Source organism: Agrococcus citreus, assembly GCF_039527715.1.
Classification (GTDB): Bacteria; Actinomycetota; Actinomycetes; order Actinomycetales; family Microbacteriaceae; genus Agrococcus; species Agrococcus citreus.
On the sequence record NZ_BAAAKK010000006.1, the window covers coordinates 204,065 to 227,677 of the forward strand.

The following is a 23,613-nucleotide window of genomic DNA, read 5'->3' on the forward strand; positions in this document are numbered from 1 at the left end:
GCGATCGACGACTGCGGCATCGCCGTGACGCCGCGCGCGACGCCGGCGGAGCGCATCCTCGCCGTCAAGTCGACCGCCGCAGAGCTCGTCGTCGCGCTCGGCCTCGGTGACGCGCTCGAGTCGACCGCGTTCCTCGACGGACCGCTCGAGCTCGAGCCGGGCATGGATGCGGTGCCGACGATCGATGGCTTGCCGTCGCGGGAGGCGGTGCTCGCCCTCGAGCCGGATGCCGTGATCGCGGGCTGGGAGTCGGCGTTCGCGCCAGAGGCGGCGGGCGACCGCGCGGCGCTGCACGAGCTCGGCATCACGACGTGGGTCTCCCCCGCCGCGTGCCGCTCCGTCGACGTCGCGCCGCTCACGTGGGATGCGCTGCTAGGGGAGTTCGGCGATGCGGCTGCCGTGCTCGGCGTGCCCGAGGCGGGCGCCGCGCTCATGGCGGAGCAGCGCGCGGCGCTCGACGCGATCGAGCCGCTCGACGGCGGCGCGACAGCGCTCTGGTACTCGTCGGGCGAGGACGCGCCCTACGTCGGCGGCGGCGCGGGGGCGCCGCAGCTCGTGCTCGACGCCGCGGGGCTGTCGAACGTGGCGGCCGACGTGCAGGATGCGTGGACGACGATGTCGTGGGAGGCGCTCGCCGCGAGCGACCCCGACGTGATCGTGCTCGTCGACGCCGGGTGGCACACCGCCGAGTCGAAGATCGAACGGCTGCGGGCGAACCCCGCGACCGCGCAGCTGAGCGCCGTGCAGGACGGACGCTTCGTCGTCGTGCCGTTCCCGATGGCGGAGGCCGGGGTCGGCTCGGTCGGTGCCGTCGAGCTCGTCGTCGATGGCGTGCGCGCGATGGAGCTGCCGTGACCCGCACCGATCGCCCCGCCGCGCCCGACGCCCGGGGGCTCGGCGCAGGTGGAGGGCCAGCGGCTGTGGAACCGCGCGCACGGGAGCCCATCGCCCTGCATCTGTCGCGGGACGGCGGGCCGCGCGGGCGGGACGGCGCGCGGCGCTGGCGACGCCGCTGGGCGCTGCCGGCGCTCGGGGCGCTGCTGCTCTCGCTCGCGGTCGCGGCCGCGTGCATCGGCGTCGCGGGGGTCGCGCCCGCCGACGCGCTCGCCGCGATCGGCGCGCGGCTCGGGATCGGCTCGAGCGAGCTCGGCCCCGTCGGCGACGCGATCGTCGTCGACCTGCGGGTGCCGCGCATCCTCACCGCGTGCGCCGTCGGCGCGGGCCTCGCGATCGTGGGCGCCGTCATGCAAGCGCTCGTGCGCAACCCGCTCGCCGACCCGTACCTGCTGGGCGTCTCGTCCGGCGCCTCCGTGGGCGCCGTGCTCGTGCTCGTCACCGGGCTCGGCGCGGGCATCGGCGGCGCCCTCGGCGGCGCGCTGCTGCCCGCCGCGGCGTTCGCGGGCGGACTGCTCGCGCTGCTCGCCACCCTCGGCCTCGCTGGCGCGGCGGGCGGGGCGACGCCCACCCGCACCGTGCTCGCGGGGGTCGTCGTCGCATCCGCCGCGAGCGCCGTCGTGAGCCTCGTCATCTTCTGGCGCGCCGATGGCGACGCGTTCCGCGAGATCCTCGCGTGGCTGCTCGGCTCGCTCGCGTCGTCGAGCTGGTCGAGCGCGACGATCGCGCTCGTCGGCGCCGCGCTCGCGCTGCCGCTGCTCGCGAGCGGCCGCATGCTCGACGCGCTGCAGCTCGGCGACAGCGCGGCCGGCGCGCTCGGCGTCGACGTGCGCCGCACGCGCTGGGCGCTGCTCGTGGCGTGCGCGCTCGTGACCGGCGTGCTCGTCTCGGTCTCGGGCGCGATCGGGTTCGTCGGCCTCGTCGTGCCGCACGCCGTGCGCCTCGTCGTCGGCGCCTCGCACGCGCTGCTGCTGCCCGCCTCGGGACTCGCGGGCGCGATCGTGCTGCTCGTCGCCGACACGGTCGCGCGCGCCGCGTTCGACCCGCGCGAGCTGCCCGTCGGCATCGTGACGGCGCTCATCGGCGCGCCCGTCTTCGCGGCGCTCCTGCTCACGGGGCGGGTGCGCACGTGAGCGGGCCGACGATGCGCGGCCTCGCGGTCGAGCGGCTCGCGGTCGCCGTGCGCGGCCGGATGCTCGTCGACGACGCCTCGTGGACCGCCCCCGCCGGGCAGATCACGGCGCTCGTCGGCCCCAACGGTGCGGGCAAGTCGACGATGCTCAGGGCGATCGCGGGTGTCGTGCCCGAGCGGGCCTCCCGGTCGGGCGGCGTGCTGCTCGACGGCGAGCGGCTCGACACGATGCCGGCGCGCGAGCGCGCCCGGCGCATCGCGCTCGTCGAGCAGTCGACGGATGCGGTGCCGCAGCTGACCGCGCGCGACGCCGTGCGGCTCGGCCGCACCCCGCACCACCGCATACTGGGCTTCTCGCTCGGCGACGAGGCTCGGGTCGAGGCCGCGCTCGCCGACGCGGGCGCCGGCCCGCTCGCCGACCGGCAGCTCGGCGAGCTCTCGGGCGGCGAGCTGCAGCGCGTGCACCTCGCGCGCGCGCTCGCGCAGCGGCCCGCGGCGGGCGAGCCGAGCGCGCTGCTGCTCGACGAGCCGACGAACCACCTCGACGTCGCGTGGCAGCTCGAGCTGCTCGCGCTCGTCCGCCGCCTCGCCGACGACCGGGCGGTCGTCATGACGGTGCACGACCTCGCGCTCGCGGCGACGCACGCCGATCGCGTCGTGCTCGTCGACGGCGGTCGGGTCGTCGCGGAGGGCAGCCCGGACGCGGTGCTCACGGCCGACCGCATCCGCTCGGTCTACGGCGTCGAGGCGACGATCGACGCGGCGCCCGACGGCGTCGCGATCCGGTACCGGAGGATGGACGCGTGAGGCCATCGAGGCATGAGGAGCACGGACGCTTGAGGAGCACCGACGCATGAGGATCACCGTGCTCGCGGGCGGCGTCGGCGGCGCGCGCTTCGCGCTCGGGCTGCGCGACGCGACGGCCGCTGCCGACGACATCCGGATCGTCGCGAACGTCGGCGACGACGTGTGGCTCGCGGGCGTGAAGGTGTGCCCCGACCTCGACTCGCTGCTCTACGCGCTCGCGGGCGTCGGCGACACCGAGCGCGGCTGGGGCCGGGCGGGCGAGAGCGAACGCGTCGCGGCCGAGCTCACCGCCTACGGCGTGGGCTGGCCGTGGTTCACGCTCGGCGACCTCGACCTCGGCACCCACCTCGCCCGCTCGGCGATGCTGCGGGACGGTGCGACGCTCACCGAGGCGACGGCGCGGCTCGCCGCCCGCTGGCCGATCGGCGCGACGCTGCTGCCGGCCACCGACGACGAGGTGCCGACGCACGTCGTGACCGACGAGGGCACGATGCACTTCGAGGAGTGGTGGGTGCGCACGCGTGCGCAGGTGCCGGCCCGACGGTTCGTGCAGCACGGTCTCGAGCGCTCGCGCATCTCGCCCGCCGCGCGCGCGGTGATCGCCGACGCCGACGTGATCCTGCTCGCGCCGTCGAACCCGGTCGTCTCGATCGGCACGATCCTCGGCATCCCGGGCGTGCGTGACGCGCTCGAGACGGCGACAGCGCCGATCGTCGGGGTCTCGCCGATCATCGGCGGGCGAGCCGTGCGCGGCATGGCGGCGGCGTGCCTCGACACGATCGGCGTCGAGGCGGATGCGGCTGCGGTCGCCGCGCACTACGGCGCCCGGTCGCGCGGTGGGCTGCTCGACGGGTGGCTGCTCGCCGAGGAGGACGCCGGTTCGCTCGAGCGCGTCGAGGCGCTCGGCATCCGCGCGGCGGCGAGGCCGCTGTGGCTGACGGCGGGCGAGCCGGCGGCGCAGGTCGCGCGCGATGCGCTGGAGCTCTCGGCTGCCGTCCGCGCCTCCGCGCCCGCCGGCTGAGCCGCTCCGCGCCCTCAGGGCGCTGAGCGAGTCGAAACCACGCCCCGACGTGGAGGTGGTTTCGACACGCTCAGGGCGCTGCGCGCCCGGAGCGGCTCAACCAGCGAAGGTCAGGTCGAGAGCGAGGCGCCGTCGAGGACGGCCTGCGTGTGCGCGCCCACCCCGAGGTCGAGCGCGGCGTGCAGGTCGGCGAGCTCGTCGACGTCGAGCCGCAGTCCCGAGTCGTGCTCGACGGGCAGCGGCACGTGCCCCGCGCGCCGGTGCAGCTCGGCGGAGCCCGGCCCGAACCGCGGCCGCAGGGCATCCGCTCGCTGTGCGGCGAGCATCGTCGTGCCGGTCGTGAGCGCATCCGGCACGCACGAGCGCGGCTCGCGCGCCGCGAGCTCGAGGGCGCCGTCGAGCGCGGCGGGCGTGAGCGCGGGGAGGTCGCCGAGCAGGACGGCCGCGGGCGCCGCGGGGTCGAGCGCCGCGACACCGGCGGCGATCGCGGCGTGCAGCCCGCCCTCGGGGTCGTCGACGATCTCGATGCCCTGGATGCCGCCCGTCACCGCGGGATCGCACGTCACGACGACGACGCGGCCCACCGCATCCGCGTCGCGCGCCGCGGTGATCACGTCGCGCGCGAAGGCGACCGCGAGCGCCGCCCGCGCGTCGCCGGCGTCGAGGCGCGACTTGCCGATCGATCCCTTCACGGGGATGACGATCGACCACAGCATGCCGCCAAGCCTACGTCGGCCAGGATGCCCGCCCGACCGCGCACGGCGCGAGGCGCGCTCCGGCACCGGTAGGGCATTGCGGCACCGAGCTGCCCGTGCGTGCCCGGACGCACCCGCAACCCCGTACCGCAGACGCGACGGCCCGCGCCGCCGCTCGGAGCTCCGGTACCGACGTGCGGGCGCGGGCACACGCAACCCGCAAGCTCGTACCGAAGACGAAGGCGGGGGCTCAGTCCTCGGGCAGCGGCGGGATGACGCGGAACAGGCTCGGCGGGAGCACGAGCGCGAGCGCCCGCCGCCACGGCGGGAGCTGCGCGGCGAGCGCCCGCCGCACCTCGCGGACGTCGCCGTCGAGGGCCCCCGGTTCGCGCGGGCCGGCGTCGAAGACGGCGCGCTCCGCCGCGAGCCGCACGCGATCCGACGCCGCCGCTGCGGCGGGCGCCCGCGCGGCGATCGCGCCCTGCACCGCACCCGGGGTGGCCGAGCCCGGGAGCCGCTCCCCCGCATCCGCGAGCGACGCGCGCAGCTCGAGCCACGCGCCCGGCGCCCCGCGCCGCAGTCGCAGCGTGCGCTGCAGCGCCCGCACGGCCCACGGGACCGCGAGCAGCAGCAGCACGCCGAGGCCGATGAGCCACCCGCGCACCGCCGCCCAGTCGATCTGGATGCCGCCCGCGCCCGGCACCGCCGACTCCGACGGTGAGGGCGCGGCCGGCGACGCGGTGGGGCTGGGCGACGCCGTCGGCGTGGGCGTCGCGGTGGGCGTCGGCGTCGGGGTCGGCGTCGGGCTCGGCGTCGGGCTCGGCGTGGTCTGCGCGCCCTCGGGGCTCGCGACGCCCGTGCCCGCACCGGGCGTCGTCTCCACGCGCACCCAGCCCGCACCGTCGACCCACGCCTCGGCCCACGCGTGCAGGTCGTTCGTCGTCACCGACCAGCCGCCCTCGATCTCTGCGCCGGGCAGGAAGCCGACGACGACCCGCGACGGCACGGACGCGCCACGCAGCAGCGTCGCGGTCGCGCTCGCGTAGTGCACGCAGTAGCCCGAGCGTGTCTCGAGGAACCCCTCGAGCGCATCCCACCCTTCGCCGCCCTCACCGGCGAAGCCCGGCAGGTCGAGCTGCTCGGAGTAGTTCCAGAGCCCGCTCGTCATGAAGCCGTGCACGGCGGCGATGCGCGCTGGCGTCGACATGCTGTCGTCGACGAGTGCCGCGCCCTGCGCGCCGATCTCGAGCGCGCCCTCCGGGAGGGCGAGCAGCGCGTCGAAGCCGGTCGAGCCGGCCCCCACGGGCAGCCCGGTCAGGAGCGGCGACCGGCTGCCCGAGGCCGAGTACTCGAGGCCCGCCTGCACGACACCCGACTCGACGCGCAGCGCGTCGTTCGCGTCATCCCAGCTCGAGCCCGCGGGTGCGGAGATCTCGGCGGCGCGCTCCGGCGTCGGCAGGCTCTCGCCGCGCACGTCGCTCATCCGCACGGTCATCTGCATCGGCGCGTTCGCGTCGGCGCCCTCGACGAGGATCGACGGCTCCCCCGCTTGCTGCTCGATCTCGCGGAACCCTGTCGGACCGGCCTCGGGCAGCGTCATGAGCCGCGTCACGGTCGGCTCGCCGTCGGTCGTCGCGTACGTGAACACCGGCCGAGGCTCGGGCCGGCGCAGCTCGTCGCCGAGGTCGATCGAGGCGTCGAGGATGGGCGTGGCCGGCTGGAACAGGTCGTCGACCGTCGGCAGGTCGAAGTCGGCCTCCCGCGGGCTGGGCGCCACGAGCGGCACCGCTGCCGCGAGGAGCGCCGCGACCGCGACGAGCGCGGCGGGTCCGACCCACGCTCGACCGAGGGCGATGCGCTCGTCGATCGAGGGAGCGGCGAGCACGAGGGCGGATGCGGCGACCCCCGGCAGCGCGTGCCACCACGGCACATCGATGCGGAACGCGATGGGCAGCAGCAGCGGCACCGCGGCGAAGAGGATCGCGATCGCAGGCGCGCGCAGCGCGAGACCGATGAGGTCGGCGCTCACGGCGAGCACGACGGCGGCCGCGACGATCGTGGCGAGCACGGGCGCCTCGATCGTCACGGGCGTCGTGACGGTCCACGCGATGTCCTGCACGCCGACGGTGAGCACCCGCAGCGACTCCGCCATCGCGGCGGGCGTCGGCACGACACCGAGCAGCGCGTCGTCCGCCGCGGTGAGCGCGACGACCCAGCCGACGCCGACGACGGCCGCGGCGGCGGAGCCCGCGAACGTCGACCAGGCGGCGCGCACGATGCCGGCCGCGAGCGCCATCGAGACGATCGCGAGCGCGACGGGCCACAGCCACTCGATGCCGAGCACCGATCGCGTCGCGAGCAGCCAGGCGAGCGGCAGCACGCCGAGCGCGATCGACTCGACGAGCCCGGCCCGGATGCGTCGCGCCGGCCGCACGCGCCCCTCGGCCGGGTCGGCGGTCGCCGGCCGCTCCTGCACGGGCGCGCTCATCGCAGCTCCCGCGCGGGCCCGACCCAGTCGAGCCACCGCTGGACGCGCACGCGCGAGCCGGGCGCGAGCCGCTGCGCGGGCGCATCGCGCGCGGCGACGAGCCACAGCGTCGAGCCGGGCGGCAGCGTCCACCGCTCGGGCGCGGCCTCCTCGAGCGCGACGACGTGCGCGGCGGTCGTCGACCGCGCACTGCGCGCGGTGGGCTCGGCGCGCTCCTCGGCTGCGAGCGACGCGAAGCCCGCGAGCGCCGCCGCGCGGTCGCGCCAGTCGGCGGAGGTGATGCTCGGCTCGCCCGTCTCCTCCACCTGCACGACGCGGTCGCGGCCGGCGAGGGCGCGCACGATCGAGCACGCGGCGCGCGCGAGCCGGTCCTCGGCATCGCGACCGTGCCCGACGGCACCCGCGGTGTCGACGAGCACGACGAGGGCGTCGGTCGCGGGGTTCGCCTCCTGCCGCACCATGAGCTGCCCGCGCTTCGCCGACTGGCGCCAGTGCACGCGCCGCTGCGGATCGCCGGGCCGCCACTCGCGCACCATCGCGTCGGTCTCGTCGGCGTTCCGCGACTGCGACTGCCGGCCCGACTCGCGGTTGGAGCGGAGCGCCGACGAGTCGACCGGCAGCAGCGCAGGGCCCACCACGAGGTTCGCGCGCGGGTCGACGGTGCGCTCGGTGCGCATGACGCGGAAGGGGTCGAGCGCGGTGATCTGGACGGGCGCGAGCCGCCAGCGGCCGCGCGGGTGGTCGCCGAGCGGCACCGTCGCGCCGCCCTCGTCGTCGAGCTCGCCCTCGAGGTGCAGGTAGCGCTCGGGGCCGGGCGCCCACGTCCCCCACCGGTCGCCCGCCTGCCGAGGATCCGCGACGATGCGCAGCACGGCATCCTCGCCCTCCTCGAGCACGCCGGGGGCGACGACCCGCACCTTCGAGGCGGTGCCGAGCACCCACCAGGCGCCGAGCAGCACGACGCCGAGGCACAGGGCAGCCGGCACGAGCAGCACCGCTTGCCGCTCCCAGTAGGCCGCGACCGCGAGCGCGACGCCGAGCAGCACGAGCACGACCCCGCGCGCCGTCGGGCGTGCGCGAGCGCGATCGCGGGCCATCAGCGCATGACGGGGGCGACCGTGGTCGCGAGGGCGTGCGCCACCACCCGCCGGGCGTCGTCGTGGCGCGCGTGCGGGTCGTGCATCACGAGGTGGTGCGGGAGCACGTGCGCGGCGAGCTCCTTGACGTCGTCGGGCGAGAGCCAGTCGCGGCCGTGCAGGTGCGCGCGCGCCTTCGCCGCGCGCACGAGCTGCAGCGTGGCGCGCGGGCTCGCGCCCAGGCGCACCTCGGGGTGCTCGCGCGTGGCGCGCGAGAGGCGCACCGCGTAGCGCTCGACGAGCTCGTGGGCGCGCACGGCGCGCGCGACGCCGATCTCGTCGCGGAACTCGTGCTGCGTCGTGACCGGCCGCACCGCGTCGAGCGGCTGCGCGGTCTCGCGCGCCTGCACCATCGCGAGCTCGGCGTCCTGGTCGGGGTAGCCGAGCTCGAGCCGCGCCATGAAGCGGTCGCGCTGCGCCTCGGGCAGCGCGTAGGTGCCCTCCATGTCGATCGGGTTCTGCGTCGCGACGACGAGGAACGGCGTCGGCAGCACGTGCGTGACGCCGTCGACCGTCACCTGCCCCTCCGCCATGCACTCGAGGAGCGCCGCTTGCGTCTTGGGGCTCGCGCGGTTGATCTCGTCGGCGATGACGATGTTGGCGAAGACGGGGCCGGGCTGGAACCGCAGCTCGCCCGTCGTCTGGTCGAGCACCGACATGCCGGTGATGTCGCTCGGCAGCAGGTCGGGGGTGCACTGGATGCGGCGCACGGTGCCGCCGATCGCCGCGGCGAACGCGCGCGCGAGCTGCGTCTTGCCGACCCCTGGCACGTCCTCGAGCAGCACGTGACCCTCGGCGAGCAGCACCGTGAGCACGGTGCGGATCTCCTCGGCCTTGCCCGAGATGACCGAGGCGACGGCCTGCTCGATGCGAGTGCCGGGCGTCGCCGGCAGCTCGGGGACCGCCTCGACGACGGCCTCGCGCTCGTCAGCCTGCATGCGCCGCTCCCGCCTCTGCCAGTGCGTCGATCCTGCCCGCCTCGCGCCCCGCCCGATAGGCCTCGTCGGAGCCGAGCCGGAACATGTCGTCGCCCGACGCTCGCACGAGGCGCGCGGCGCCCGGCTCGTCGAGCCCGGCCACGTGCCGACCGAGGCCGCGCACGAGCACGACCGGCACGGCATCGGCCTTGCCCGCGACGAGCTCTGCGGCACCCGCGATCTCGTCGGCGATCGCCGGCGCGGTGACGAGCAGCGGCCGGCCGTTCGCGTCGACGCTCACGGGCTCGAGCACGCGGATCCCCGCGGCGCCGATGGCCACGTCGGTCTGGCCGACGCGCCAGGCGCGGCCGAGCGTGTCGCTCACGATCACCCCGATCGCGGCACCGAAGCGCGACCGCAGCCGCTCGGCGATCGCGTGCGCCGACGCATCCGAGTCGAGCGGCAGCAGCAGGATCGTGCCGTCGTCGGTGTTCGACGCGTCGACGCCCGCGGCGGCGAGCACGAGCCCCGAGCGGTGCTCGACGATGCGGGTGATGCCGCCGGGGTGGGCGCGCGAGGCGACGAGCCGCACCGACTCCTCGGTGATGGCCTGCTCGCGCTCGGCGGCGGGGCGGATGCGTCCCTCGGCCTTCGAGACGACCTTGCTCGTGACGACGACGATGTCGCCGTCCCGCGGCTCGAGCTCGGAGACCGCGTCGGCGACGATCGCGGGCAGGTCGTCGCCCGGACGGATCTCGCCGATCCCGCGCACGGCGCGGAGCTCGAGGTCTGCGCCGCGCTCGGGATCGCCGTGGCGACCGGTCATCGCTGCTGCAGGAAGGTGGCGACCGCGCGCGGCACGTAGGGGCTGATGTCGCCGCCGAGCTCGGAGACCTGGCGCACGAGGCTCGACGAGACGTGCGCGTTCTCGGGGTTGGGGAGCATGAAGATGGTCTCGACGCCCGCGAGGTTGCGGTTCACGATCGACATCGGCGTCTCGTACGAGAGGTCGGTCGACGAGCGGATGCCCTTCACGAGCACCTCGGCGCCCACCTGCTGGCAGTAGTCGACGAGCAGTCCCATCGACCAGTTGGTGATGCGCACCTCGCCGGGGATGCGGGCCTCCTCGATGGAGCGCTCGATGAGCGCCTCGCGCTCGGGGACCGGGAGGAACGCCGCCTTGTCGGGATTGTGCGTGACCACGACGTGCACCTCGTCGAAGATGCGCGCGGCGCGGTCGATCACGTCCAGGTGCCCGAGGGTCACGGGATCGAAGGAACCGGGCACGACGGCGATGCGAGGCATGCCCACAGCGTACCGGCCGCGACTATGAGGAACCCTCCGCTGCGGGCGCCCGAGCTGCGATGTCACCGGCGGAGGCGATCCGTGGCGGCACGCACGGGCGGAGGCGATCTGGAACGCGCGCGGCGCCGCGCACCTCTGCTCGTGATCCTCCGGGCGATCGGGTCGCGCCGCTCAAGCGGTGACGAGCGCCGCGCGCGCGTCGGGGTCGAGGCGCGAGTGCACGGCGAGGCGCAGCGCGGGATGCGCGACGAGCGTCGGGTCGGCCGCGAGCACCTCGCGAGCGGCCTCGCGGGCGGCCTCGATGATGCCGACATCGCGGGCGACCCGCAGCACGCGCAGCCCGCTGCGCCCGCCCGACTGGGCGGCGCCGAGCACGTCGCCCTCGCCGCGCTGCTCGAGGTCGACCTCGGCGAGCTCGAAGCCGTCGAGCGTGCTCGCGACGGCGTCGAGCCGCTCGCGCGCGGGCGAGAAGGGGTCGGCGGCGCTCACGAGCATGCACAGGCCCGCGTGCTCGCCGCGCCCGATCCGGCCGCGCAGCTGGTGCAGCTGCGAGACGCCGAAGCGGTCGGCCGAGAGCACGACCATCATCGTCGCGTTCGGCACGTCGACGCCGACCTCGATCACGGTCGTGGCGACGATCACGTCGACCTCGCGCGCGCGGAACGCCTGCATGACGGCGTCCTTCTGCTCGGTCGTGTCGGCCCCCGTCAGGGGCGCGATCCGCCGACCGACGAGCTCTGGCCGCAGCCGCAGCCGCTCGAGCGTGGTCTGCACGTCGTCGACCGGCGGCCGGGGGCGCGCGTCGTCGTCGGCATCCGCGCCGGCATCGACCGCCGCCGTGTCGATGCCCTCGAGCTTGCCGGGCGCGATCGCCGGGCAGACGACGAACGCCTGCCGGCCGGCGTCGAGCTCCTCGCGCATCCGGGTCCAGATGCGGCCGAAGAGCTTCGGCTGCTCGCCAGGGTCGACGACGAAGGTCTGGATGGGGCTGCGGCCGGCGGGCAGCGAGCGGATCGTCGAGACGTCGAGGTCGCCGAACGCGGTCATCGCGATCGTGCGCGGGATGGGCGTCGCGGTGAGCACGAGCGTGTGCGGGTGCACGCCCTTCGCGCGCAGCGACTCGCGCTGCGCGACGCCGAAGCGGTGCTGCTCGTCGATGACGACGAGCGCGAGCTCGGCGAAGCTCGTGCGCTCGCTCAGCAGCGCGTGCGTGCCGACCACGATGTGCGCGGAGCCTGCCGCGATGCGCAGCAGGGCGCGCTTGCGCTCGGATGCCGGCATCTGGCCCGTGAGGAGCGTCGGCTGCAGCTCGGCGGCGAGGTCGGGGCCGAGCGCGCGCGTGATCGACCGCAAGTGCTGCACGGCGAGCACCTCGGTGGGCGCGAGGAGCGCGGACTGCCCGCCGGACTCGGCGACGGCGAGCATCGCGCGCGTCGCGACGACGGTCTTGCCCGACCCGACCTCGCCCTGCACGAGCCGGTGCATCGCGGTGCCGCTCGCGAGGTCGGCGAAGATCTCGTCGCCGGTCGCTCGCTGGTCGTCGGTGAGCTGCCACGGGAGCGAGCGGTCGAAGCGCTCGAGCAGCGGTCCCGGGAGCCTCGGCGCGGTCGGCAGGGTGTCGAACCAGTCGCGCGTCGCGAGCAGGTAGGTCTGCAGCAGGAACGCCTCGTGCCACGCGAGCGTGTGGCGGGCGCGGAACGCGTCCTGCTCGACCTTGGGCTGGTGCGCCATGCGGAGCGCCTCGGCGATCGGCATGAGCCGGTGCGCGCGCCGCACGTCGTCGGGCACGGGGTCAGGCACGTCGCCGAGCGCGTCGAGCCCCTGCGCGACGAGCGCCTGGATCTTCGTCGTCGCGAGCGTCGACGTGGCGGGGTAGATCGGCACCGGCTGCTGCGCCCACTCGTCGGCGTCGATGCCCTCGGCCTCGTCGAACAGCTCGTAGTCGGGGTGGGCGAGCTGGCGCTTGCCCTTGTAGACGCCGACGGTGCCCGAGAAGAGCGCGGTCGCGCCCTGGTGCAGCTCGCCCGAGCGCCACGCCTGGTTGAAGAACGCGAGTTCGAGCTCGCTCGTGCCGTCGGTGATCGTGATGCTCGTGAGCGTGCGGGGCCGGCCCTTCGCGTCGCGCTGCAGGTCGCGCTTCTCGACCGACCGCACCTTCGCGACGACCGTGACGTGCTCGCCCGGCACGAGGCTCGCGAGCTCGGTGGGCTCCCCGCGCTTCGCGTAGCGGCGCGGCAGGTGCCAGACGAGGTCGCCGAGCGTCTCCATGCCGAAGGCGCGCGCGAGCTTCGTCGCCGCCGCCTTCGGCAGCACGCGGTCGAGCGGGCGCTGGAATCCGCTGGGCAGCGCCCCGCCCGCATCCTTCGTCGCCACGTGCCCAGGCTAGGCCGTGCCGCCCACGGTCGTGGCGCACGCGACCGGCTCGGTGGGCGCGCTCGTGCGATCGCGGCGCGCGGGCGGCGCCGCCGATGCCAGGATTGCCTGCATGACGCGCATCATCGGAGGGCTCGCGGGCGGCGCGAGGCTGCACGTGCCGGTCCGCGGCACGCGGCCGACGGCTGAGCGCGTGCGCGAGGCGATGTTCAGCGCCCTCGACGCGCGCAGCCTGTGCGACGGGGCGCGGGTGCTCGACCTGTTCGCCGGCTCCGGCGCGCTCGGCCTCGAGGCCGCGAGCCGCGGGGCGGAGTCGGTCGTGCTCGTCGAGCGGGATCGCGGCGCCGCGAAGGTCGCGCAGCGCAACGCCGAGACCGTCGCGAAGGCCGGCGCGACGCGCGCGCTCGTCGAGCAGGTGACGGCCCGCCAGTTCCTGCAGCGGTCGGGCAAGCACTTCGACCTCGTCTTCATCGACCCGCCCTACGCGCTGGCCCACGACGAGCTCTCGGCGACGCTCGCCGACCTCGCGCCGCTGCTGACGCATCCGGCCATGGTGGTCGTCGAGCAGTCGAAGCGCGCCGGAGCGCTCGACCTGCCCGGCGACCTCGAGCTCGAGCGCAGCCGCGACTACGGCGACACGACGCTGCACTACCTCGCGACGACGGGCACGGCTGCCGACGCGGGGCACGCGGACGCCGGGCCCGCCGACTTCGGGCACGCCGAGCCGTGACGGCTGAGCGCCGCGAAGGGCGCCCGGTGACGGCCCTCGCGATCGAGCGCGCCGACTTCGCGGACCCCGCGCTCGTCGCCTTCCTGCAGGCGCACCTCGACGACCTCGCCCCGACCGCGCCGGCGTGCAGCCAGCATGCCCTCGATCTCGGCGGCCTGCAGCGGCCCGACGTGCGGCTGTGGACGGCGTCGGCGGATGCGTCGCTCGTCGGGACCGTCGCGCTCGCTGCCGTCGAGGCGGGGCACGAGGAGCTCAAGTGCATGCGCACCGACCCCACGCATCGCGGCGCGGGCGTCGCCTCGGCGCTCCTGCGGCACGCGCTCGACGACGCGCGCGGGCGCGGCGTCGAGCGCATCTCGCTCGAGACCGGCAGCCAGCCGTTCTTCGCCCCGGCGCGCGCGCTGTACGCGAAGCACGGCTTCGCCGAGTGCGCGCCGTTCGGCCGCTACCTGCCCGATCCGAACAGCACGTTCATGACGCTCGCGCTCGAGGCTCAGCCCGCGCGGTAGGGGTCCCAGCCCCGGGCCTCGAGCGGCTCGCCGTCGAGCGTCACGGTGCCGCCCTCGTCGGCGGCCGGCGCCTCGACGACGCCGATGCGCCGCACGGGGTGCCCGTCGAGCTCGGGCGGCGGCGCGACGTCGGCGGGGATCGTCACGAGCAGCGCGTGGTCCTCGCCGCCGTGGAGCGCCGCCTCGAGCGACGCGCCGGGCGCGGCGAGGGCGACGCCGGTTGCCTCGAGCGCGATGCGCACCCCGGATGCGCGGGCGACGCGGGCGGCGTCGAGCGCGAGGCCGTCGGAGACGTCGAGCATCGCGGTCGCGCCGAGGTCGGCGAGCAGGGCGCCGGCGCCGATCGGCGTCACGGGCGCGAGCTGCGCGTCGATCGAGGCGCCGTGCGCACCGCGGCGCAAGCGCTCGGCGGCGTCGCGGACGGGCTCCGCGGCCTCGTCGACCGCGGCGGCGAAGAGGTGCCGCAGCCCCGTCGCGGCGAGGCCGAGCGCGCCGACGAGCCACACGGCATCCCCCGCGTTCGCCCCTGAGCGCAGCACGGGCGCGCGGCCCTCGAGGTCGCCGAACGCCGTCACCGCGATGACGCCGTGCCGCGCGGTGCCGAGATCGCCGCCGACCACGCCGACGCCCGGCGCCATCGCGGCGATCGCGTCGGCGAGGCCGCGCGCGAACTCCTCGAGCGCCGCGACGCGCGTCGAGGGAGGCACCGCGAGCGCGACGACGAGCGACGTGGGCCGGGCGCCCATCGCCGCGACGTCGATGAGGTTGGTGGCGACGGCCTTCCAGCCGAGGTCGTGCCAGCGCGACCAGCCGAGCCGGAAGTCGGCGCCCTCGAGCATCGTGTCGGTCGTCACGACGAAGCGGCCGTCGGGAGCGGCGACGACGGCGGCGTCGTCGCCCGGGCCGAGCGCGGTCGCGTCGCCCGCGGGCAGCAGCGGCAGGAAGCGCCGCAGCGCCTCGAGCTCGCCGGCCTCGTGCAGGGTGGCGTCGTCCATGCCGCAACGGTAGCCCGAGCCCGCGGGAAGTAGGCTCGAGGGGTGCGCTCCCTCCCCCTCGCCGCGGCCGCGGCCGTCGTCCTCGCGCTCGCGGGATGCGCGAGCGCCGTCACGCTGCCGCCCGCCGAGGACGCGTCCGACCCGGGGTGCGCGGGCGTCATCGTCTCGCTCGGGCAGGCCATCGGCGACGGGAGCCTGACGGAGCCGCTCGAGCGGCGCGACACGACCGGTCAGGGCACCGCTGCGTTCGGCACCCCGAGCGCGGTGACGCTCCGCTGCGGCATGCCGGAGCCCGCTCCCTCGACCGCGCGCTGCATCACCATCGGCGAGGTCGACTGGCTCGAGGTCGCCGCCGAGGAGAACGTCTGGACGTTCGTCAGCTACGGCCGCTCCCCCGCGACCGAGGTCGTCATCGACACCGACGCCGTGAGCGCGGTCACCGCGCTCGAGGGCGTCTCGAGCGCCGTCGCGCGCACGGAGCGCACGGGCGCCTGCTCCTGACCCGGCGCTAGCTGGCGTCGGCGACGAAGACGTCGGGTAGGAAGACGCGCCCGTCGTCGTGGCCCGGGTCGAGCACGATCGCGTGCCCGGCCGGGATCCCGGCAGCGAGCTCGGCGCCCGTGAGCTTGAGGTGCCGCTTCGTGCGCGTCGCGAAGCCGCCGATGCGCGTCGTCGCGGTGAACGCCACGACGAGCTGCATGCCCTTGTGCGGCAGCACGAGGAACCTGCCGGAGGCTGGATCGCGCGGGTCCTCGACGACCGCGGGCACGACGAGCTCGGCCTCGCGGACGACCGCCCACGCGGCGGCGTGCTCGGTCGTCGGGATGGACTGCAGCGCCTCGAGGGTCGGGTTGGCCATGCCTCCATGCTCGCAGACGCCCGCGCTCGGACGGGGCGCCGTGGCCGGTCGTGTGGGCGCGCGCTGGGAGACTGGACGCATGGCCCTCGACTTCACCGCGATCGACTTCGAGACCGCCAACGGCAACGCGGCATCCGCGTGCGCGGTGGGGCTCGTGAAGGTCCGCGACGGGCTCGTGGTCGACCGGTTCTCGACGCTCATCCGCCCCACCGCTCCGTTCGACGAGTTCTGGGAGTGGAACACGCGCATCCACGGCATCTCCGCCCACCAGGTGCAGGACGCGCCCGATTGGGTCGAGACGCAGCGGCAGATCCTCGAGTTCGGCGAGGACGACGTCTACGTCGCGCACAACGCCGGCTTCGACCGCGGGGTGATGCGCGCCGCCGCGAAGGCCGCGCGGCTGCCGGTGCCCGACATGCGCTGGACCGACTCGCTGCGCATCGCCCGCAAGACCTTCACGCTCGAGTCGTACCGGTTGCCGGTCGCGGCCCTCGCGGCCGGCTTCGACGACTTCCGCCACCACGACGCCGCCGGCGACGCCGAGGCGTGCGCGGCCATCATCATCGGCGCGGCGAAGCGCCACGAGCTCGACGAGCTGCACGCGCTCGTCGCGAAGTGCCTGTCGGCGGTCCACGAGATCGGCGAGCGGCACGAGGAGCTGCGCGAGCTCGAGGCTCGGCGGCGGTCGGCGGAGCGCGAACGCCCGTGGTGGCAGTAGTGCGCGGACACGCCGGGCCATAACGAAACCATCACGATCCGGCGGTGAGGATGCATCGGATTCGCCGAGATTCCGCCAATCTTGCCACGGAGAGCCAGAAGGCGGAGTTCTGGCAGCGGGTAGGGTCGAATGTCGGACGGCTCCCCAGGTCGTCCTGATCCATCTGGACGCGACCGTCGGCCCTGTTGCCGACGAGCGTATGGTGCCGCTCGCAGACGATCCCGATCGTCCTGGAACGGCAGACGACTCACCGCTCGCGCGGCTGCACCCGTCCTCGACTGAACGCCCCCGTGGCGTGACAGGAGTGACATGAGCGAACCGCGCACGCACGACGAGGAGCCCCTCGCCGACGACGTCGCCGTCCGCGTCGACCGCCTCACGAAGGTGTTCGGCCGGCGCGCGAAGGAGGCGGCCGACCGGCTGGCCGACGGATCGTCGCGAGACGAGGTGGCGAAGCTCGGCACCGCCGCGGTCATCGATGCCTCGTTCGAGGTGCGGCGCGGCGAGATCTTCGTCGTCATGGGCCTGTCGGGCTCGGGCAAGTCGACGCTCATCCGGATGCTCAACGGGCTGCTCGAGCCGACGCGCGGCAGCGTCGAGATCGGCGGCGAGACCGTCACCGGCATCGACCCCCAGCGGCTGCGCGCCGTGCGCCGCTCGCAGGTGTCGATGGTCTTCCAGCACTTCGCGCTGCTCCCCCACCGCACGGTGCTCGAGAACGTGGCCTACGGCCTCGAGATCCAGGGGGTGCCGCGCGAGCGTCGCCACGAGCAGGCGCGCGCCGTCATCCGCCGCGTGGGGCTCGAGGCGTGGGAGGAGCGGCTGCCGAGCGAGCTCTCCGGCGGCATGCAGCAGCGCGTCGGCATCGCGAGGGCGCTGTGCGCCGACACCCCGGTGCTGCTCATGGACGAGGCGTTCAGCGCGCTCGACCCGCTCATCCGTCGCGAGATGCAGGAGCAGCTGGTCGAGCTGCAGGCGGAGCTCGGGAAGACGATCGTCTTCATCACGCACGACCTCAACGAGGCGATGTTCCTCGGCGACCGCATCGCGGTCATGCGCGACGGCCGCATCGTGCAGATCGGCACGCCCGAGGACATCCTCACCGATCCGGCCAACGACTACGTCGCGCAGTTCGTGCAGGACGTCGATCGCACGCGCGTGCTCACGGCGTCGAGCGTCATGGAGCCGCCCGCCGCAGCCGTGCCGATGACCGTCGGCCCGCGCGGCGCGCTGAAGATCATGCGCGACCTCCAGACCTCCACCGTGCTCATCACCGGCACGGGCCGCACCGTCATGGGTGCCGTCCGCGACCGCGACGTGCTGCGGGCGGTGCAGAAGGGACAGCGCGATCTCAGCCCGCTCATCGATCGAGACGTGCCGCGCGTGAGCCCGGAGACGAGCCTCGCCGACCTGCCGGAGATCGCCGTCAACAGCGACCTGCCGATCGCCGTGATCGGCGACGACGAGCGCCTGCTCGGCGTCATCCCGCGAGTGCTGCTGCTCGCGGCGCTCGGCAACGTCTCCACCGACACCTCCGAGCTCAACGTGATCGACCTGCCTCCGGCGGTCGACGCGCAGCTCGTCACCCAGACTCTCGACGCCACGCAGGAGGTGTCCGATGCTCGATGATCTCCGCCTGCCGCTCGGCGACTGGGTCGAGTCCGCCGTCGACTGGATCACCGCCAATCTGGCCGTGGTCTTCGACGTGATCAAGACGATCGTGCTGGCGCTGTACGAGTTCGTCGAGGTCCTGCTCGTCGAGCCGCCCTTCTGGGTCATGATCCCGATCCTCGCGGCCATCGCCTTCCTGGTGCGCGGCTGGAAGATGGGCCTCGGCACCATCGTCGGCCTGTTCGTGATCGTGCTCGTGAACCAGTGGGACAACGCCATGGCGACGCTCGCGCTGGCCCTCGTCGCCGCGGTGTTCGCCCTGCTGCTCGCCATCCCGCTCGGCATCTGGGCAGCCCGCAACGACCGCGTCTCGAACATCGTGCGGCCGATCCTCGACTTCCTGCAGACGATGCCCGCCTTCGTCTACCTGATCCCGGCGATCATCCTGTTCAGCGTCGGCGTGGTGCCGGGCATCATCGCCACGATCGCGTTCGCGATGGCGCCGGGCGTGCGCCTGACCGAGCTCGGCATCCGCGGGGTCGACAAGGAGATCGTCGAGGCGGGCACCGCCTTCGGCGCGTCGCCCGGACGCATCCTGCGCCAGATCCAGCTGCCACTCGCCCTGCCGACGATCATGACCGGGGTCAACCAGATCATCATGCTGTCGCTGTCGATGGTCGTCATCGCGGCCATGGTCGGCGCCGGCGGTCTGGGACAGCCCATCGTGCAGGCGCTGCAGCGCATCGACGTGGGGCTCGGCGCCGAAGCTGGCCTGTCGGTCGTGATCCTCGCGATCATCCTCGACCGCGTGACGAACTCGCTCGGGAACCTGAAGGACAGCAGCCCGGTCGCGAAGTACCGCGCGCTCGGCTGGGGCTCCAGGCAGGCCATCGCCGCGGGCCGGGTGCCCGTGACGCCCGGCGCAGCCCCCGCAGCCGAAACGACCAACGCGGCCGCCCCCAGCGGTCGTTGACGGACAGATGACACGAAACGAGAGAGGACGAAGCATGAACAAGCGATTCATTCGCGGCACCGCACTCGCCGCTGTCGGTGCACTCGCACTGGCCGGCTGCTCGGCAGCCGACTCGGAGCCGGAGGCGCCCGAGGAGGGCACCTCGACGACCGACCAGATGGACCTGACGATCGGCGTCTTCAACGGCTGGCCCGAGGGCGAGGCAGTCTCCTACCTGTGGGAGGCCATCCTCGAGGAGAAGGGCTACGACGTCGAGCTCGAGTACGCCGACGCCGGCCCCGTCTTCGCGGGCATCGCCGGTGGTGACTACGACGTCGCGCTCGACGGCTGGCTGCCGATGACGCACGCCTCGTACATGGAGGAGTTCGGCGACGACCTCGTCGACCTCGGCTCCTGGAACGACGACGCCGTGCTCACCATGGCCGTCAACGAGGATGCTCCGATCACCTCGATCGCCGAGCTCGCCGAGCACGCCGACGAGTTCGACAACCGCATCGTCGGCATCGAGCCGGGCGCTGGCCTCACCGCCGCGACACAGGACGAGGTGATCCCGACCTACGGGCTCGACGGCATGGAGTTCATCACCTCCTCGACGCCCGCGATGCTCGCTGAGCTGAGCTCGGCGCTCGACGCCGGCGAGAACATCGCCGTCACGCTCTGGCGCCCGCACTGGGCCTACGACGAGTTCGCCATCCGCGACCTCGAGGACCCCGAGGGCACGCTCGGGGCGGCCGAGGGCATCCACACGATCGCCCGCACGGGCTTCGAGACGGACTTCCCGACGCTGACGCCGTGGCTCGAGGCCTTCAAGATGGACTCGGAGCTGCTCTTCTCGCTCGAGAACGCCATGTTCAACAGCGATGCCGAGGCGAGCGACTACCCCGAGATCGTCGAGACCTGGATCACCGAGAACCAGGACTACGTCGACTCGCTCACGCCGACGGCGTAGCCGAGCGCTCGAGCGGCCCCGCATCCATCACGGACGCGGGGCCGCTCCCGTTCCCGCAGCTCATGTGGGTGGCCCCGCATAGCCTCGTCGTGACGAAGGAGTCGACGATGATTCGGAGCGAGCAGGCAGCAGCAGCGGTCGAGGCCGCTCGCGCCCTGCTCGCCGACGCGGCCTCGCTGTCGCTCGAGCCGCAGGCCGGCTTCGTCGAGATGCTCGGCGCCGTCGCCTCGCTGTCGCGAGTGGTCGACAGCCTCAAGGTGCGCCTCGCCGCGGGCGTCGAGGAGCGCTCGCACGGCTGCGCAGACGAGGCGCTCTGCCTCCGGATGGGCTACCGCAGCTCGCGCGAGGCGCTCGCCGCCGTCTTCGGCATCCGTGAGCGCCAGGCATCCGAGCTGCTCACCATGGCCGCCACGACCTCGCCGACGCAGGGGCTCACGGGCCACGACATCCCCGCCCGGTATCCGCAGGTCGCCGGAGCGCTCGCCGACGGCGCGCTGTCGCTGCCGCAGGCGCAGGCCATCGTCGGCACCCTCGAGCCGGTCGCGCCGCGCGCCGACCTCGAGCAGCTGGCCTGGGCCGAGGACGCGCTCGTGCGTGCCGCGACCGATCCGCACGCGCCGCTCGTGCCCGAGCTGCTCGTGACCCAGGCGCGCGCCTACGCCGCGGCCCTCGATCCCGACGGGGTGCTGCCGGGCGACGAGCGGCAGCGCTCCATGCGGTCGCTCCGGATGTGGCAGCGTCGCGACGGCATGTGGCGGACGGAGATGCTCTCGCCTCCCGAGGACGGCTCAGCACTGAAGTCGCTGCTCGACGCCTACACGGGGCCGCGGGTCAGGGTTGGCTTCCGCGACGAGGACGAGGCCGCCCGCGCGGGCGACGACGAGCCGTCGATCGACGACCGCTCGCCCGACCAGAAGCGGCACGACGTCGTCGTCGGACTCGCGCGGGCGCACGCCGCCTCGGGCGACGCGCCGGTGGCCGGCGGGGAGGCACCGGTGCTCGTGCTCACCGGCACGATCGAGGCCTACACCGCGTACCTCGAGGCGCTGAGGCACCCCCAGCGCACCCTGACGATCGAGCACACCGGCGACCTCGTGCCCATCGAGACGATCGAGCGGCTGCTGTGCGAGACGAAGCTGCAGCACGTGGTCGTCAACTCCTGCCAGCACACGCTCGCCCTGGGCCTCACGGAGCGCCTCTTCAACCGCGCGATCCGGCGTGCGCTCGCGGCGCGCGACAAGGGCTGCCGCGTGCCGGGCTGCGGCATGCCCGTCGCCTGGTGCGAGGCGCACCACATCGTCCCCTGGCAGCTCGGCGGCGCGACCGATCTCGACAACGGCATCCTCGTCTGCAGCTACCACCACCACGAGATCCATGCCGGTCGCCTCCGCGTCGAGCGAGCCGGTCCCGAGCGCGGCCACTGGCGCATCGTCGCCGAGCTGCGGCCGCCCGACCGCTACGCCCGCAGCCGCCGGTCCGAGCCGCGCGCGGCGCTGGCGATCGCCTCCGCCGCGTCGCTCCCATCCGACGCCGCGCCGTCGCTCGCCTCCGACGCCGCGCCATCCCTCACCCGCCGGCTGCCCGACGCGGCGCCAGTCACCCGTCGCCGCCCTCGTCGCAGCGCCCGGCGGCTCGGCGTGGAGCCGCACCTGCGTCCGCTCGTCGAGCGGCACTGCCGCGCAGCACCGCGATCGACGCCGTTCGACCTGCGGCCACCGGCGCACATCGTGATGCGCTCCTGAGCGCTCCCGTGCTAGGGCCGCTCGCTCGCCCCCACGTGAGCGAGGAGCTCCTCGGCGAAGCGCTCAGGATCCTCGAGGTGGGGCGAGTGGCCCGCGTCGTCGAAGACCACCTCGCGGTAGGCGCCGCCGTTCGCGGCGTACTGCTCGAGCACCGCGCGCGACTGCGCGATCATCGGCTGCGGCGGCGCCGCCTCCTCCCCCGGCCAGCCCGGCACGATGCCGTGCTTGCCGAGCGTGTTGAAGTCGAAGAACGACGCGTCGCCGACGATCGCGTCGTGCGCGCCCCGCACCCACAGGATCGCCGGCTTGTCGGCGACGTCGACGATCCCCGTGAGGTCGAGGTGGGCCGCCGACATCGTGTTGAGGATGCCGCGGCCGCCCGCCGCGAAGCCGGGCCACGACTCGGAGGCGACGCCGTCGCCCGGGTAGTTGTCGTCGCCCGTCCTCGTCGACAGCATCGACTCCACCCAGAGGTCCTCGCGCCCGTCGTCGAAGCCCGGCGCGACGTAGCTCGAGCGGAACACGTTCCGCGGGCTCGTCGGCTCGTCCGCGGTGGTGTCGCCGGCGGCGAGCCGCGCGACGAAGTCGGGGTTCGCGCCGAGCCCACCGGTGCCTGCCGCATCCGGCGTGCACAGCGAGCCGTCGAGCCTCGTGCCGAAGCCGTGCGGCGGCACCGGCGCCTGCAGCGTCACCGAGCGCACGAGGTCGGGCCGATCGAGGAGGAGCTGCAGCACGACGCCCCCGCCCATCGACCAGCCCACCACGTGCACGCGCTGGAGGCCGAGCGCGTCGAGCACGCCCGCGACGTCGTCGGAGAAGTCGCGCAGCCCTCGGCTCGCATCGACCGGGAGCGTCTCGCTGTCGCCGAAGCCACGCAGGTCGATCGCGATCGTCGGCCGCGGGAGCGCGAGCATGAGCGGCTGGAAGAACAGCGACGACGAGACGTTGCCGTGCACGAGCACGATCGGGATGCCTGTGCCATCCCCCTGGCCGCCGTGGCTGAGGACGGATGCCCGCAGCCGATCGGTCTCGACGAACCGCTGGTCGATCCCGGCCAGGATCGTGCTCACGCGAGGATCTCCGGCCCGGTCTTCTCGCGCAGCTCCTCGATCGTCACGCCCGGCGCGAGCTCGACGAGCCGCAGCCCCTCGGGGGTCACGTCGAGCACGCAGAGGTCGGTGATGATGCGGTCGACGACGCCCTTGCCGGTGAGCGGCAGCGAGCACGCGTCGAGGATCTTCGGCGACCCGTCCTTGGCCGTGTGCTCCATGAGCACGATGACCTTCGCGGCGCCATGCACGAGGTCCATCGCGCCGCCGGGGCCCTTCACCATCTTGCCGGGGATCATCCAGTTGGCGATGTCGCCCGAGGACGACACCTGCATGGCGCCGAGGATCGCGGCGTCGATCTTGCCGCCGCGGATCATCGCGAACGACGTCGCGGAGTCGAAGAACGACGTGCCCGGCAGCGTCGTCACCGTCTCCTTGCCGGCGTTGATGAGGTCGGGGTCGACCGCGTCCTCCGTCGGGTACGGGCCGACGCCCAGGATGCCGTTCTCGCTCTGCAGCACGACGGTCACGTCGTCGGGCACGTAGTTGGGCACGAGCGTCGGGAGCCCGATGCCGAGGTTGACGTACATGCCGTCCTCGAGCTCCTTGGCGGCGCGGGCGGCCATCTCGTTGCGGGTCAGTGCCATGTCAGCTCTCCTCTGGCTCTCTACTGCTCGGTGTCTCTACTGCTCGGTGTGTCTGCTGCTCGA

At 74.5% G+C, this 23,613-nt stretch carries 23 protein-coding genes; 12 read left to right on the plus strand and 11 right to left on the minus strand.

The annotated features are described in order from the left end of the window. From ABD106_RS14120 to cofD, 4 genes are all read left to right on the plus strand, one after another. On the plus strand, window positions 1-855 hold an 855-nt coding region (locus ABD106_RS14120), incomplete at its 5' end, for an ABC transporter substrate-binding protein (RefSeq protein WP_343921477.1). Between the two features lie 65 nt (window positions 856-920). Next, window positions 921-2,027, plus strand: a complete 1,107-nt coding sequence (locus tag ABD106_RS14125) for an iron chelate uptake ABC transporter family permease subunit (protein WP_343921479.1) — start codon at window positions 921-923, stop codon at window positions 2,025-2,027. Then, window positions 2,024-2,833, plus strand: coding sequence for an ABC transporter ATP-binding protein (locus ABD106_RS14130; RefSeq protein WP_343921481.1), 810 nt, complete (start codon window positions 2,024-2,026; stop codon window positions 2,831-2,833). Before ABD106_RS14125 ends, ABD106_RS14130 begins: the two co-directional genes overlap by 4 nt. A gap of 46 nt (window positions 2,834-2,879) precedes the next feature. Next, a complete protein-coding gene (cofD, locus tag ABD106_RS14135; protein ID WP_343921483.1) occupies window positions 2,880-3,854 on the plus strand; it encodes a 2-phospho-L-lactate transferase in 975 nt (324 codons plus the stop codon). 110 nt (window positions 3,855-3,964) lie between these two features. On the opposite strand, the gene cofC is transcribed toward cofD, so the two are convergent. The 7 genes from cofC to ABD106_RS14170 all read right to left on the minus strand — a co-directional run bounded on the left by cofC (window position 3,965) and on the right by ABD106_RS14170 (window position 12,768). Further along, window positions 3,965-4,570 carry a 2-phospho-L-lactate guanylyltransferase gene (gene cofC / locus ABD106_RS14140; protein WP_343921485.1) on the minus strand — a complete coding sequence of 202 codons (606 nt, stop codon included), beginning with the start codon at window positions 4,568-4,570 and terminating at the stop codon, window positions 3,965-3,967. Window positions 4,571-4,799: 229 nt separating this feature from the next. Then, the gene (locus ABD106_RS14145) at window positions 4,800-7,037 is read right to left on the minus strand and encodes a transglutaminase-like domain-containing protein (protein ID WP_343921487.1); all 2,238 of its coding nucleotides are present in this window, start codon (window positions 7,035-7,037) and stop codon (window positions 4,800-4,802) included. Then, window positions 7,034-8,134, minus strand: a complete 1,101-nt coding sequence (locus ABD106_RS14150) for a DUF58 domain-containing protein (RefSeq protein WP_343921489.1) — start codon at window positions 8,132-8,134, stop codon at window positions 7,034-7,036. Before ABD106_RS14150 ends, ABD106_RS14145 begins: the two co-directional genes overlap by 4 nt. Continuing rightward, a complete protein-coding gene (locus ABD106_RS14155) occupies window positions 8,134-9,111 on the minus strand; it encodes an AAA family ATPase (RefSeq protein ID WP_343921491.1) in 978 nt (325 codons plus the stop codon). Before ABD106_RS14155 ends, ABD106_RS14150 begins: the two co-directional genes overlap by 1 nt. Continuing rightward, window positions 9,101-9,916, minus strand: a complete 816-nt coding sequence (cofE, locus tag ABD106_RS14160) for a coenzyme F420-0:L-glutamate ligase (protein ID WP_343921493.1) — start codon at window positions 9,914-9,916, stop codon at window positions 9,101-9,103. The genes ABD106_RS14155 and cofE overlap by 11 nt, the downstream gene beginning before the upstream one ends. Next, window positions 9,913-10,395, minus strand: a complete 483-nt coding sequence (gene coaD / locus ABD106_RS14165; RefSeq protein WP_343921495.1) for a pantetheine-phosphate adenylyltransferase — start codon at window positions 10,393-10,395, stop codon at window positions 9,913-9,915. The genes cofE and coaD overlap by 4 nt, the downstream gene beginning before the upstream one ends. Window positions 10,396-10,566: 171 nt before the next feature. Next, window positions 10,567-12,768, minus strand: a complete 2,202-nt coding sequence (locus tag ABD106_RS14170; RefSeq protein WP_343921497.1) for an ATP-dependent DNA helicase RecG — start codon at window positions 12,766-12,768, stop codon at window positions 10,567-10,569. 112 nt (window positions 12,769-12,880) lie between these two features. Here ABD106_RS14170 and rsmD point away from each other — a divergent pair, with 112 nt between their 5' ends. After that, a complete protein-coding gene (rsmD, locus tag ABD106_RS14175; RefSeq protein WP_343921499.1) occupies window positions 12,881-13,498 on the plus strand; it encodes a 16S rRNA (guanine(966)-N(2))-methyltransferase RsmD in 618 nt (205 codons plus the stop codon). A gap of 26 nt (window positions 13,499-13,524) precedes the next feature. After that, on the plus strand, window positions 13,525-14,007 hold the full coding sequence (locus ABD106_RS14180; RefSeq protein WP_343921501.1) for a GNAT family N-acetyltransferase: 483 nt from the start codon (window positions 13,525-13,527) through the stop codon (window positions 14,005-14,007). On the opposite strand, the gene thiL is transcribed toward ABD106_RS14180, so the two are convergent. Beyond that, window positions 13,992-15,002: a thiamine-phosphate kinase gene (thiL, locus tag ABD106_RS14185; protein WP_343921503.1), complete on the minus strand. Its 1,011-nt coding sequence runs from the start codon at window positions 15,000-15,002 to the stop codon at window positions 13,992-13,994. The two genes, ABD106_RS14180 and thiL, sit on opposite strands and share 16 nt — an antisense overlap. 42 nt (window positions 15,003-15,044) lie before the next feature. Between thiL and ABD106_RS14190 the strand changes: the two genes are divergently transcribed. Then, entirely contained in the window at window positions 15,045-15,503 is a 459-nt protein-coding gene (locus tag ABD106_RS14190; RefSeq protein ID WP_343921505.1) for a DUF3515 family protein, read from the plus strand. Window positions 15,504-15,510: 7 nt separating this feature from the next. Here ABD106_RS14190 and ABD106_RS14195 read toward each other — a convergent pair whose 3' ends face one another. Next, on the minus strand, window positions 15,511-15,861 hold the full coding sequence (locus tag ABD106_RS14195) for an SseB family protein (RefSeq protein ID WP_343921507.1): 351 nt from the start codon (window positions 15,859-15,861) through the stop codon (window positions 15,511-15,513). A 79-nt stretch (window positions 15,862-15,940) separates the two neighbouring features. On the opposite strand from ABD106_RS14195, the gene ABD106_RS14200 reads away from it, so the two are divergent. The 5 genes from ABD106_RS14200 (at window position 15,941) to ABD106_RS14220 (ending at window position 21,854) form a co-directional block, all read left to right on the plus strand. Beyond that, a complete protein-coding gene (locus tag ABD106_RS14200; protein ID WP_343921509.1) occupies window positions 15,941-16,579 on the plus strand; it encodes an exonuclease domain-containing protein in 639 nt (212 codons plus the stop codon). 309 nt (window positions 16,580-16,888) lie between these two features. Further along, window positions 16,889-18,208 (plus strand): quaternary amine ABC transporter ATP-binding protein, encoded by a 1,320-nt coding sequence (locus tag ABD106_RS14205; protein ID WP_343921511.1) that lies wholly within the window; start codon window positions 16,889-16,891, stop codon window positions 18,206-18,208. Continuing rightward, window positions 18,198-19,163 carry an ABC transporter permease gene (locus ABD106_RS14210; RefSeq protein WP_343921513.1) on the plus strand — a complete coding sequence of 322 codons (966 nt, stop codon included), beginning with the start codon at window positions 18,198-18,200 and terminating at the stop codon, window positions 19,161-19,163. Before ABD106_RS14205 ends, ABD106_RS14210 begins: the two co-directional genes overlap by 11 nt. Before the next feature lie 34 nt (window positions 19,164-19,197). Then, window positions 19,198-20,112 (plus strand): glycine betaine ABC transporter substrate-binding protein, encoded by a 915-nt coding sequence (locus ABD106_RS14215; RefSeq protein ID WP_343921515.1) that lies wholly within the window; start codon window positions 19,198-19,200, stop codon window positions 20,110-20,112. A gap of 89 nt (window positions 20,113-20,201) precedes the next feature. Further along, window positions 20,202-21,854, plus strand: a complete 1,653-nt coding sequence (locus tag ABD106_RS14220; RefSeq protein ID WP_343921517.1) for an HNH endonuclease signature motif containing protein — start codon at window positions 20,202-20,204, stop codon at window positions 21,852-21,854. Between the two features lie 11 nt (window positions 21,855-21,865). Here ABD106_RS14220 and ABD106_RS14225 read toward each other — a convergent pair whose 3' ends face one another. Further along, window positions 21,866-22,924 carry an alpha/beta hydrolase gene (locus ABD106_RS14225; protein WP_343921519.1) on the minus strand — a complete coding sequence of 353 codons (1,059 nt, stop codon included), beginning with the start codon at window positions 22,922-22,924 and terminating at the stop codon, window positions 21,866-21,868. Then, window positions 22,921-23,550, minus strand: coding sequence for a CoA transferase subunit B (locus ABD106_RS14230; RefSeq protein ID WP_343921521.1), 630 nt, complete (start codon window positions 23,548-23,550; stop codon window positions 22,921-22,923). The genes ABD106_RS14225 and ABD106_RS14230 overlap by 4 nt, the downstream gene beginning before the upstream one ends. Between the last annotated feature and the right edge of the window lie 63 nt (window positions 23,551-23,613).